11 protein-coding genes are annotated in these 12103 nt (G+C 34.0%); 10 read left to right on the top strand and 1 reads right to left on the bottom strand.

Translation table 11 applies throughout. The features are described from left to right. Positions 1–442: 442 nt before the first annotated feature. From Q5W13_RS19935 to Q5W13_RS19920, 4 genes are read left to right on the top strand one after another with little or no spacing between them, the layout of a single operon-like run. On the top strand, positions 443–1537 hold the full coding sequence (locus Q5W13_RS19935; RefSeq protein WP_304444205.1) for a GAF domain-containing sensor histidine kinase: 1095 nt from the start codon (positions 443–445) through the stop codon (positions 1535–1537). A gap of 2 nt (positions 1538–1539) precedes the next feature. Beyond that, positions 1540–1785 (top strand): sensor histidine kinase, encoded by a 246-nt coding sequence (locus tag Q5W13_RS19930; protein ID WP_304444204.1) that lies wholly within the window; start codon positions 1540–1542, stop codon positions 1783–1785. 52 nt (positions 1786–1837) lie between these two features. Then, positions 1838–2146, top strand: a complete 309-nt coding sequence (locus Q5W13_RS19925) for a transglutaminase-like domain-containing protein (protein ID WP_304444203.1) — start codon at positions 1838–1840, stop codon at positions 2144–2146. A 2-nt stretch (positions 2147–2148) separates the two neighbouring features. After that, a complete protein-coding gene (locus Q5W13_RS19920) occupies positions 2149–2475 on the top strand; it encodes a hypothetical protein (protein WP_304444202.1) in 327 nt (108 codons plus the stop codon). Between the two features lie 50 nt (positions 2476–2525). Here the strand turns inward: Q5W13_RS19920 and Q5W13_RS19915 are convergent, their stop codons facing one another. After that, positions 2526–3026: a hypothetical protein gene (locus tag Q5W13_RS19915; RefSeq protein ID WP_304444201.1), complete on the bottom strand. Its 501-nt coding sequence runs from the start codon at positions 3024–3026 to the stop codon at positions 2526–2528. 500 nt (positions 3027–3526) lie between these two features. Between Q5W13_RS19915 and Q5W13_RS19910 the strand changes: the two genes are divergently transcribed. The 6 genes from Q5W13_RS19910 to Q5W13_RS19885 all read left to right on the top strand — a co-directional run bounded on the left by Q5W13_RS19910 (position 3527) and on the right by Q5W13_RS19885 (position 12098). Continuing rightward, positions 3527–3817 (top strand): putative quinol monooxygenase, encoded by a 291-nt coding sequence (locus Q5W13_RS19910; protein WP_155596382.1) that lies wholly within the window; start codon positions 3527–3529, stop codon positions 3815–3817. Positions 3818–3876: 59 nt separating this feature from the next. After that, positions 3877–4656: a glycine betaine ABC transporter substrate-binding protein gene (locus tag Q5W13_RS19905; RefSeq protein WP_304444200.1), complete on the top strand. Its 780-nt coding sequence runs from the start codon at positions 3877–3879 to the stop codon at positions 4654–4656. A gap of 180 nt (positions 4657–4836) precedes the next feature. After that, on the top strand, positions 4837–5436 hold the full coding sequence (locus Q5W13_RS19900; RefSeq protein WP_304444199.1) for a DUF6642 family protein: 600 nt from the start codon (positions 4837–4839) through the stop codon (positions 5434–5436). A 428-nt stretch (positions 5437–5864) separates the two neighbouring features. Beyond that, entirely contained in the window at positions 5865–10238 is a 4374-nt protein-coding gene (locus Q5W13_RS19895; RefSeq protein ID WP_304444198.1) for a DUF7619 domain-containing protein, read from the top strand. Positions 10239–10770: 532 nt separating this feature from the next. Continuing rightward, complete coding sequence (locus Q5W13_RS19890) at positions 10771–11343, top strand: Crp/Fnr family transcriptional regulator (RefSeq protein WP_304444197.1); 573 nt, start codon at positions 10771–10773, stop codon at positions 11341–11343. Positions 11344–11648: 305 nt separating this feature from the next. Then, entirely contained in the window at positions 11649–12098 is a 450-nt protein-coding gene (locus Q5W13_RS19885; protein ID WP_304444196.1) for a helix-turn-helix domain-containing protein, read from the top strand. Positions 12099–12103 lie beyond the last annotated feature (5 nt).

Here is a 12103-nt window from a genome sequence, read left to right as displayed (position 1 = left end):
GACTCATTCTTTAGCAATAGATAGCGTAGGTAGCTCTTGGAGATGGGCTATAATTAAAGTAGGAATACATCTAGTAACAAGATATTAAGATGGTATTCTTTATTAGTAGGCAAGGTATGTGTTATGTTACCCGGCTTTTAACCCAATCAAAACCAATGTTGACGCAGATTTTCTAGCTTATCCTTTTCAGAGAAAACCAATGCATGGGTTTAAGTTCCCAATGATAATTGTTGTAGCATGTAAATTGATAAGAATTAAACAGACAAAAGCCAAATGCCTTACGCGGTAGTTTTCCATCAATTCGTTTTTAGTTTAATGCTGTTAAAGCGTAAAAAATAGTTATTTTTAAGGCACCAAGTAACGTAATATGTTTTATGACTTGGTTGTACTAACTAACAAATAGGTAAAGTTTCCCCATTTATCTCAAATCTGTAAAACCCGAATGAAAAAAGAAGACCTGCAGGATAAAAATCAACTTTCAGTAACTAATGAAGGTGAGAATCATACCAATTTCAGTCAGCCTGAAAAAGATAAAATTATTGAAAGGCAACTGCGTTTTCAAGACCTCTTAATTAGTATTTCAACAAAGTACATTAATTCAGATTTATCGGATATAGACAAGCTAGTTAGAGCCTCCTTACAGCAAATAGGGGAGTTTGTGGAATCTGACCGAAGCTATATTTTCTCCTATGATTTTGTAAACAATACCACTTCCAACACCTATGAGTGGTGTTCTGAAGGCATAGAACCGGAACTAGATAATTTGCAGGACATTCCCGTAGATTATATTCCGCAGTGGATAGAAGCACACAAAAAGGGGGAACCATTTTTTGTGGAAGATGTAAGTACATTACCAGAAGACGGTGAGCATGGTTTACGTGCGGTTTTAGAACCACAGGGCATAAAAAGCTTGATTACCATTCCGAAAATCAAAAACAATGAGCTGATTGGTTTTATAGGTTTTGATTCGGTTAAAAAAATCAATAAATATGATGATAATGAAAAGGATATCCTTTTTGTTTATGCCAATATGTTGGTTAATGTCATACAGCGTAAAGAGAGCGAAGAACGCATAAAGGAGCAAGAGAAGAAAAAGGAAGAATTACTAAAAAACTTATCGCTCCAGAATGAAGAATTAAGTGAGTATGCCCATGTGGTATCACATGATTTAAAAGCGCCGCTTATAAATATTCACACCTTGGTGAGCTGGTTTATAGATGACAATGCAGACGCTATAGATGAGGACACCATGCAACCTTTACACCAGGCTTTGTTTAATGTTGAAAAGATGAACTTTTTAATAAAGGGAATTTTAGATTATTCAACGATTGATAAGATTGAGTCCGAAGACCAACAAGTAGATTTCAATGAACTCATAAAAGAAGTTCTAGAAACCATTTTAGTTCCCGACCATGTAGAAATTAAGGTGCAAGAAAACATGCCCAGTTTGTTTGGAAACACGTGGCGGTTTAAACAGGTTTTTCAGAATCTAATCCAAAATTCCATAAACTATGGTAAAGAGGACCAGGAAGGTTAGAAGTGGGCTATACGGATAAAGGTGATCATTATGAGTTTTTTGTAAAGGATAATGGTATTGGTATTAAGTCCGCTTATTTTGAACGGATATTCAAAATATTTACCAAATTAGAAAGCACCGGTTCTTCTTCTGGTATAGGCTTATCTATCGTAAAAAGAATAATTAAATATTACAATGGTTCCATTTGGTTAGAAAGTGAAGAGGGCGTAGGCACAACGTTTTACTTTACGCTTTTGAAGACAGCGTAAGTTGTAATTACATGGAATCTTTTTACCTTCTTCATTATAAAAAAGGAAACAAATGAATTTTACCGCACCTACTTTTTATTTTGATTATGAGTCCGATGAAATCAAAGATTTTGTCAAAGAGTTTAGAAGCGATACTATTTCAAAAAAGGAAAAAGCGAAGCGCTTGTACCTCAAAGTAAGAGACACGTATAGATATGATCCGTATTCCCTAAGTTTCTTAAAAGAGCACTATAGAGCAAGTTATTTGGTAACACAGAAAAAAGGGCATTGTATAGATAAGTCCATTATTCTAATTGCGGGTTTACGGTCATTAGGCATACCTGCGCACGGCTACACTTGGCCAAGGTTAAAAACCATATAGGTGTGGAGAGGCTTGTTGAAAAATTTGGAACCAATGAATTAACACCTCACGGAATGGTAGACCTTCTTCTAAATGATAAATGGCTAAAGGTTTCACCTGCTTTTAATGAATCCTTATGTGCCATGTGCAACGTAGAGCCTTTAGATTTTGATGGCGAAAACGATTCTATGTTTCAAGAATTTAATAACGAGGGAATGGAATTCATGGAATACCTAGAAGATTACGGCTATTTTGAAGATGTGCCCATAGATTTTATGGAAACCAATGCCCGGGCACATTATCCACATATTTTTGGAGAGGACAAAAATATCAAAGAGTTTAAATTATAACGTGCACTTTCCATAATTACAATTCGTACTTACGGCATCATTTGTTTTTATTAAAATTTAGACGGAAAGCTATTTTGACAACTAGTTTGGCATCTTCCTGCGGCTTCTGCAGAAGCAGTATAGCAATCAGATTTTCTTGGGCCATCTGCCATTTTTGCGCAAGCATCTCTTCTTCTTTTTGCACTTTTTGAACAGCCTTTGCTACACTCCGTTAAACCAACATCTACAGGATTATTCCACATGTCGTCACTAGCAAAAACAAAGTCTTCAAAAGGTGTGTTGAATATAGGATTAGAACTAATCTGAAAAAAGGCGAGTCTTGTTTTTGATTTCTGACCATCTATTTGCTTTTGCAAATCTTCAATCTTGTTTTCCAAATCTTGGATTTTATTCTTGATACTTATGGTCTCTTGCGATTTAGAATTCTCCATTTTAGTTTTAGAGGTACTTGTAGAAATAGTTTTCTTCAATGAGATATCTTTACCATTATTTTGGGCCATGCCCACAGATACAAACAGGAAAATTAAACAGAATACAATTACATTTTTCATAACATTAAGATTTATTAGTTTCTTAAATTTATAGCTAAACAAGAGGAACTATTCTATTTATGTGTTGGTGTGCATTTTATGCTTATGACTAGTAAGATATTATGTGTGAGTGTTTTACATTTTCTTTTTTTTATATCAAAATGTGATTTTTAAGTTTTCTTTTAATTCAGGCAGAACGATGTTTGCTATTAAATCAACTTCAGTCCCTATTTAAGAAGTACTCCATCTTCGTTTCGACTTACTTCATTTTTGTGTTTAAAAAGGTTTTTAGCGTCTGAAATCGGCATTTTAAACTGTTATCAAAGTAAAATCGACTTAATAATCACCCTAACAATGATTGTATACCTATAAAAAACCTTTAATAATACATAAATACCCATTGGTTGTACAATTACCCACCTTGTAAGGATGTATATATTTGTACTATAATTTTAGTGAAACAAAAGAAATACGGAAACAGAATTAGTAAAGTACTTAATTATATAAATAAACCTTTCATTATGAGTCAATTAACGATTGTAGCTAAAATTCTAGTTAAAGAAGAAAAAAGAGATTTTGTACTAGCAGAACTTCTAAAACTGATACCCATTACTAGAGCAGAAAAAGGATGTATTAATTACGATTTACATCAAGATAATGAAAATCCAAATTTATTCTTATTTCATGAAAACTGGGAAAGCCGTGAACTGTGGCAAGAACACATGGGCAATGCGCATTTAGCCGAATATATGAAAGTAACAGATGGTGCTGTTGAAGAATTCATATTGCATGAAATGACAGTAATAGGCTAACTATAATCCAAACGCACTTTATAATTTTTAAAGTGCGTTTTACATTTAAACCAGATAGGATGTCACAGACAATTACAATAGGTGTCACGGATTTATCATTTCATCGTATTGCAGCTTCTTTAGTTGCAAACACACTAAAAGCAATGGGATTTAAAGTGAAACGGGTTTATGCGCACCACGAGAAAAACTTTGATAATTTAAAAGCAGGAATAACAGATATGTTGGCTTCCGCTTGGTTGCCATCTAGTCACGGAGGTTATAAGGCCGAAGTACAGAAAACAGTTCCCTTAATAGATTTAGGATTGCATTATGAGCCTTATGCACTTTGGGGAGTTCCTAATTATGTACCTGCAGAAGCGGTTTCAGAAATTGCAGATTTATTAAAACCCGAAGTGGTAGAAAAAATGAAATCTGATATTCAAGGGATTAATGCTGGCGCAGGAATTACCCGTTTCTCAATAAAAATGATGGACGCCTACGGATTGAATAATGCCGGTTATGAATTTCATACCGGAACGGAAGAAGCTTGTTTTGGTGCTTTTGAAAACGCTATAGAAAATAAAGAATGGGTGATTGTTCCCTTATGGAAACCTCATTTTTTACACCATAAATATGACATTAGAGAATTAAAAGAACCTAAAGGATTATTGGGTGTTGTAGATAAAGCGGTATTGCTTTTAAGAGAGGATAAAAAACCATTGTTCACAGAAGAACAACTAGGTGCTTTGGATGCATTACGTTTTGATAATGAGATTATTGCGGCCTTAGATTATAAAGTAAGCCGCGAAGGAAAAGATATTGATACCGTTACGCAAGAGTGGTTGAATTCTGGTAAATAAGATTGAAGAAATATAAAAACGAAAATAGGGGCGAAGTGGTAGTTTAAATGGAATAGTAGCTCTGAAGTATTTATGATATTAATCATATGTGCCAGAAATAGTTTCCAAAGTTTTTAATTGATAACGCTAAAAAAAATAAAAGAGTTACAGTAATTTTGTGGTTCATATAATTTCAGAATATTGCTAGAGAAAAGACAACAAGTACCCCAAGAACAATTTATAGATGCAGATAATTTCATTTATTGTTTAGAAGGCGTTCAAGATATAGAAACGGACCAAGTTACCGAAGCACAAGAAAATTTGGTGCAATTGGCCATGAAATATGGCATAGCAAGTATTTATAAAACCTGCGATACCATTGAAGGATTAGAAGATAGCTTAAATGCTTTGGTCTTGGATGATCATAATTTTAAAGACTATGAGATTATCTACTTGGTTATGTCAGGCGAAGCCAATAGTATTTGCTTAAACTACTACTACTACAGTTTACAAGAAATAGCAGAAATTTTTGAGGGACGGTTAAAAGGAAAAATTTTACATTTCTCAAATGCAAAAATCCTAGATTTAGACGAAGAGGAAGCTCAGTATTTTTTGGACATTACTAATGCAAAAGCTATTTCTGGCTACGGCAATGCATATAACGGAGTAAGTAGCGCTAACCTTGACAAGGCATTCTTCAACTTATTTAAAGAAGATGATGATATGTTTGAGGTAGTTGAGGAGTTGCACCAAAGACATTACAATGTCTGTAAATTGCTAGATTTTAGGCTGTATTATTGAAGCTTGATAGCTACAATATGAAATCAATCTTCATTGAAACTTTTCTTTTTTATTTTTTTGTTAAAGGTTATGAAATCGAAGAATGAGATTAGGCGTTAGCGAATCTTCATTTATAATTCATTAATGCCTTAAAAAACAATAAACGAGTAATGACTAAACACTCATTAAATAACCCGACGTTAGGAGGGAAGTGAAACGTGAGTGGTATAGAATTATGCAATAGCTCCATTAGTATATATTCCTTTTTTAAATTTTCCGCACTTTCATTCAAGTAAAGAATAATTGCTAAAGTTCAGCGCTTTGGTAGTTAATCGAACTTTGATGGTGTTAAAAAAATTATTAAAATAAACCTTTAACATTTTCGTTTTGAAAAAGATATGTTAAAAAACCGTACTTGCTACCTACCAAACTTTCATACCATAAACCTTATGGAAATACGACTACTATCTTTCCTGTTTTTATTTATTTCATTTAGCTTATCTGCACAAATAGAGTTTCAAGAGGGTCTTTTGTTTAGCGTTAATGAGGGTTCTGGAACAAATTTTCATGATGCTTTCTTGGAAGATATGGATTCAGATGGTGATTTAGATATTTTGGTAACATCAAAAAATGATGACTTAAAACCGGTGGTATGGTTTGAAAATATTGATGGAAATGGCACATTCGGTCCTTCAAAAGAAATTATTCCATTTACTAGTGGAAATCCATTATTATTTCAAGATTTAGATTTGGATGGGGATAAAGATTTGATAGCTCCTTTTGTCAATGGGTCTAGTATTTTCTGGTATAAAAATATAAACGGGTCTGATGGCTTTTCTGAGCAGAAAACAATCTTTCAAAAGCCTTCTTGTCGTTACTATAAAATCGCCGTTGGAGATATAGACGGTGATTTAAAAATGGACATAGTAGCTGCTAGTGGTCAAAATAGTGGTAATTCAACAATAGAAATTGCATGGTTTAAAAGCAACGATGGTTTTGATACGTCAAATAGTGTATCGGAGATTACCATAAATGATAGTATGCTTTCCAATTCAAATATGATGTTGGAAGATTTTGATGGAGATGGTGACTTAGATGTGTTGGCAACAATTTCAGTTTCGGATAGCCCATCTAGTTTGAATTATGAAAGACTTTTGTGGTATGAAAATTTAGATGGTCAGGGCAATTTTAATAATGGTAATATTATCATATCAAACATTGGGGATAGTTATGGTGTAAATTTAGGTTTATACAACCTAACCGCTCCAGATATAGATAATGATGGTGATTTGGATATTCTTTTTAATACCGGTAAAAGAATAGGCTGGCTTGAAAACGATGGTATAGGTAGTTTTAGTTCCATCAAATATATAGAGGCTTCAGAAAGTACTACCGTTTCAAAATTTAATAGTACGCTTGCTGTTGATATAGATGGTGATGGCGATCTGGATATTTATGGAAGTACCGAAAAACAAGATTTTATAAATGGAGAATCTATTTATAACTATGGTTATGCATGGTTTGAAAACCTTGATGGTTTTGGTAATTTCGGGATTTTACAGAACCATTTTATTGAATCTTTTACAAATGATAATTGGAGTGACAACATTAGGTTTAGAGACCCAAAGGCTACAGCTGTAGGCGATATAAATGGAGATGGTCTAATAGATATATTAACAGTACACTCAAATGATAGTTTTTATAGAGATGATTTTTCTATTGTTCTGCACAAGAATTTAGGCCAACAAAAAAATGAAATTAAAGGTAAGGTACAACTCGATTTTGATGAAAATGGATGTAGCGATACTGATAAAGCCATAGCAAAGTATAAAGTGGTTGCAACAAATGGCGATAATAGTTATGTCACGTATACTTTGAGTAACGGATATTACCAACTTTTTGTTGACGAGGGAGATTATGAAGTTTCGGTTGAACCCTATTATAATGATTGGTTTTCAACTAATCCAGAAAGTGAAACAACTAGTTTCACAGGTATAGGCAATACTCAACAAATTGACTTCTGTTTTACAAAGAATCAAACCATAAATGATTTAAATGTCAGGATTGTGCCGCTAAATGAGCCTAGACCTGGTTTTGATGTTTCTTACGAATTGATTTACACTAATGCAGGTACAACAATTTTAGACGGTTCCGTTGAATTTGAATTTGATGATCGATTACAATTTTTAGGTGCAGATACCGCCATTGAGACTCAAACGCAAAACGCCATAACATTTCTATACGATCAACTACTTCCATTGGAGTCTAGAAAAGTGACTTTGGATTTTAACATACCTACTATTCCCGAGGTCAACCTTTTCGATGTTTTAACATTTAAGGCCAGCATTGACCCTAAAAATGGTGATGCTACATGGCCGGATAATGATTTTACGCTTCGTGAAATTGTTATTGGTTCTTACGATCCAAATGATATTAGAATCATAGAGGGAGATTCCATTTTCATTAGAGATGCTAACGAATATTTGACCTATTTGATTCGATTTCAAAATACTGGTACCGCTTCTGCCATAAATGTAAAAGTTAATCACCAACTGCATGCCAACCTGAATTGGGAAACCTTTACCCCGATTTCTTCAAGTCATCCGAACAGAACGACCATCACAAATGGTAAGGATGTGGAGTTTTTCTTTGAGAATATATTTTTACCGGATAGTCTGTCCAACGAGCCGGAAAGCCATGGTTACATTTCCTTTAAAATAAAACCAAAAAATGATATCTCAATTGGAGATAAGATAGAGAGTCTTGCTAATATTTATTTTGATTTTAATCCCCCCATAATTACGAATACGGCAATTTCTGAATTTATTGATGATCCTTTACCATTGAATTCTACAATAATAGAATTTCAACCTATTTCCTGCCCCTATCAAAGCGATGGTATTATTCAAGTGCAGGCATCTGGTGGTAAAGAACCATACATCTATCACTTATTGGATGCTTATGGAAACCCAACAACCACTCAGACTAGCAATTTATTTGAAAATATAAAGGCTGGGTTTTACACGACCAAAGTAATTGATGATTATGGTGATGAACACATCGCATACATAAATATTAAAAACCCTGAAATTTTTGAAATATCAACAAGTGTCACCGGTGTAAGCTGTGACGGTGCTTCAAATGGTAAAGTTGAGATAACTGTAATGGGAGACGACGGTCCGTTTAATTATGGTCTTAGCGGTGCGGGTTTCCAATCTTTAAATATAATTGATGGGCTTTCAGAAGGTAATCATGTAATTGCAGTAGTAAATAGTAAGGGCTGCACGGTATATAAACAAGTTACGATTGGGGTAAAAGAAAACATAACTGATTTGGATGGCGATGGAATTGACGATGCATGTGATGAAGATATTGATGGTGATGCTGTACTAAATGAAAATGACAATTGTCCAAACACCGCAAACCCCCTGCAAGAAGACTCGAACAACAATGGAGTTGGCGATGTTTGTGAGAATAACGCCCCTTTGCAAGTAACGGCATCACAAATTTCTACCGTTTCATGCAATGGTTCTCAGGACGCAACTATTCAAATTGATGTGGTCGGCGGAAAAACACCTTACACTTATGAATTATTAGATGAAAGTTACAACGTACTTACTAATCAAACCAACAATATGTTTAATGGTCTTGGAGCAGGGAACTATTTTACCAAGGTTAAAGATGATGATGCCCAAGAAAGCTTTGGGAATACTATAACCATAACTGAACCCGAAATTTTAACCATAGAAGCAAATAAATCTGATATTACCTGCAAAGGTTTGAATGATGGTTATATTGTTGTAAATGGTTCAGGTGGAGTTGCCCCGTATCAATTCAGTCTTGATGGCGCTAGATATGTAACTAACAATGGTTTTAGCGACTTAATGCCTGCAACGTATAACATATATGTCAAAGATGCCATGGGTTGTACTCAAAACATTCAAGTAGTTGTTTCAGAATCAAATAGCCTCGATTTTGACAATGATGGTGTTGGTGATTCCTGTGATGATGATATTGATGGTGACGGAATTGCCAATGAAAACGACCAATGTTCAGAAACTCCTTTGGGAAGTTTGGTCGATACGGATGGTTGTCTAGTATTCTCTTTACCATCCGATAATTTTACCATCCAAACTACGGGGGCATCTTGTCCAAATAGTAATAACGGAAGTGTTGATATCATTGCGATTCTGCCTTATGACTATAACGCAGTTCTCACGGGTAATTCGGTCAGCGAATCGAAGTCCTTTGATAATTCGGTCAATTTTGAAAACTTAGGAGCGGGAACCTATGATGTTTGCATCACAATTACCGAGCATTCTGATTTTGAACAATGTTTTTCTGTTGAAATTACCGAACCCGAATCTTTGTCCGTAGGTTCCAAGATGGATGTTTCTGGCAAATCGGTCATTCTTAACTTGAGTGGTGGTGTTAATTATAGCGTTAATTTGAACGGTACTATTTATAACACTGAAGATAACGAAATCCAATTGCCGCTCTCTAAGATTGAAAATAGTCTAACCGTTGGCACAGATAAGGAATGTCAGGGTATCTACGAAGAAACAATTTTAATTACTTTGGGATTGTCCGTATATCCTAACCCAGTAAAAAATGGTGATGTAACAGTTATTTTAGAAGATTCAACAATAAAGGATGTTCAATTGTTTTTGTACACATCTGAGGGTAGACAAATATTTGGAAAAACTGCCGAAGTAGTGAGTGGTGCTGTAAAAATCAATATGGATAGTTTTTCTTCTGGAATATATACCCTAAAAATCGAAACTCGCAATGAGGCGTTTACCCGTAAAATAATCAAAAAATAACCAAAAGTTTGTTGGTTGTCGAGAGGATAAATCGAGCGTTTGGTAGCGCCAATTTTACATAACCCGTGACAAATAAGATTAGACCGTGGCTGATTTTATTTGGTGGCGAGATGATGCGGCTGCCTTATAACAACATATGTTGATACCGGTCGAAATTTAGCTTTTACATAATTGCTGACGATATAGTCCTAAAGGCCGATATCTGCAACTATGTAAAATAGCCTGAAAATAGGCTATCCGCCAATATGCTGTAAATTGTACTATAATGTACTGCGTTATGTAACTTTGCTTTGGTAAAAAGCTTTGTAGACTTAAATCTTCTTTATTTTTTTCTTCTCAAATGTTTCTTCAGCTACTGTAATGGAACACTTATTACCCGTTCGACGATAGGAGAGTAGGGGAATGTGTGTGGAATGGGATTATATTTAAATGTTTCTTTGCTAAAAACTTGAAATTTATTTATTTTAACCAGTATATATTTTAGTTTAATTTTTAAGTAAAATAAAAGCTGATACTTTATAAACAAAAAACCATGGAGAACGACATTGTATCGCAAAAATTAGAGTTACTAAGGAAGAAAGACGAACAAGCGTTTAACGAATTTAGCGATGCTTTTGAAACGGGGTCTTGTAAAAAAGGTGAGATATTAATCCCGATGTATAAAACCTGCGACAGATTGTATGTTGTAGAGTCTGGAATCGCAAAACAATTTAGACATAAAGAAGATGGCTCTGAATATATCACTTGGTTTAGTTTTAAAGGAGATTTATTGACCGCTTTCACCAGTTTTGTAACCCAAGAACCAAGTAAAGAAGCCATAAAAATTATTGAAGATTGTGAGTACATAAGTATATCAAGAGATAAATGTTATGCATTAGCTGAAAAATACCACGCAGTAGAAACGTTTTTCCGAGAACTGATGGAAGTCTATTATATTCAATCAGACGAGCGTTTATTTTTTCTACAATCATTTACTGCAAAACAAAAATATGATCACATATTGAAAGAGATGCCGCATTTTTCGCAAAGACTACCACAAAAAGAACTTTCCTCTTTTTTGGGAATAACAAGAGAAACACTTAGTAGAATACGTAAATATCCTTAATCTAATTACCGTTTTAATATTCTAACACATGCTTGCCGGTAAGTAGATGACCACAATAGTCAAGCTTGTAGTTTATCCTGCGCATTACTGAAATGAATATATATTTACAGTAAAAGTACCTTGTTAAACATGGAGAAGGATTGTAATTCCTAGCACTACTATAACTATAGGACTCATCAGGTAGTTTGATTTTCACTGCAATCGTTTATATATAATCTATTCAAAATCAACGATTTTCATTAATTGACATTTGGCACACTTTTTCCTTTTTAACCGCTTTAGTTTTGTATCAAACAATAAGCAATATGGAAAATCAACAAATAACTCAAGTATTCCCGCTTCTTCAAAAGCAAGAATTCTACCCAACAAATATGGGCAAGATATTGAGTGTATTTTACAAGTCAAATCAAAAATATTTCACCTTTGAAGAATTAGAAGAGCAAACAAATATAGAAGTAGAAGACCTTCAAAATACACTAGATCAACTAGAAGAAAGAGATGAAATAAATGATATCACTTCTATTGCAGATTCTAATCAAAAACTGTATTACTTACATTTAAAAGGGAATATTAAAAATCTTCAAATTACCATTCAAACCAATAAACAATTAATAGCATTATTAGAAAAAATAGTAGATGCTAGAGACAGCTCTAACCAAGACCTCAATCAATTTATAAAACAGTCCATCTCTTTTAATAGTGAAGTTCTTGATTTTATGGAAAAAGCATCAGTAGAATATTTCACCAAAAAATAAATTAC

Origin of the sequence: Zobellia laminariae, assembly GCF_030553095.1 — a bacterium.
Classification (GTDB): domain Bacteria; phylum Bacteroidota; class Bacteroidia; order Flavobacteriales; family Flavobacteriaceae; genus Zobellia; species Zobellia laminariae.
This window is presented reverse-complemented; position numbering and strand designations above follow the sequence as displayed.

What these genes read in the sequence shown, in the direction of transcription:
- Q5W13_RS19885 (WP_304444196.1), top strand. Translation starts at nt 11,649, where the DNA reads ATGGAAAATCAACAAATAACTCAAGTATTCCCGCTTCTTCAAAAGCAA.
- Q5W13_RS19890 (WP_304444197.1), top strand. Translation starts at nt 10,771, where the DNA reads ATGGAGAACGACATTGTATCGCAAAAATTAGAGTTACTAAGGAAGAAA.
- Q5W13_RS19915 (WP_304444201.1), bottom strand. Translation starts at nt 3,026, where the DNA reads ATGAAAAATGTAATTGTATTCTGTTTAATTTTCCTGTTTGTATCTGTG.
- Q5W13_RS19925 (WP_304444203.1), top strand. Translation starts at nt 1,838, where the DNA reads ATGAATTTTACCGCACCTACTTTTTATTTTGATTATGAGTCCGATGAA.
- Q5W13_RS19905 (WP_304444200.1), top strand. Translation starts at nt 3,877, where the DNA reads ATGTCACAGACAATTACAATAGGTGTCACGGATTTATCATTTCATCGT.
- Q5W13_RS19935 (WP_304444205.1), top strand. Translation starts at nt 443, where the DNA reads ATGAAAAAAGAAGACCTGCAGGATAAAAATCAACTTTCAGTAACTAAT.
- Q5W13_RS19895 (WP_304444198.1), top strand. Translation starts at nt 5,865, where the DNA reads ATGGAAATACGACTACTATCTTTCCTGTTTTTATTTATTTCATTTAGC.
- Q5W13_RS19910 (WP_155596382.1), top strand. Translation starts at nt 3,527, where the DNA reads ATGAGTCAATTAACGATTGTAGCTAAAATTCTAGTTAAAGAAGAAAAA.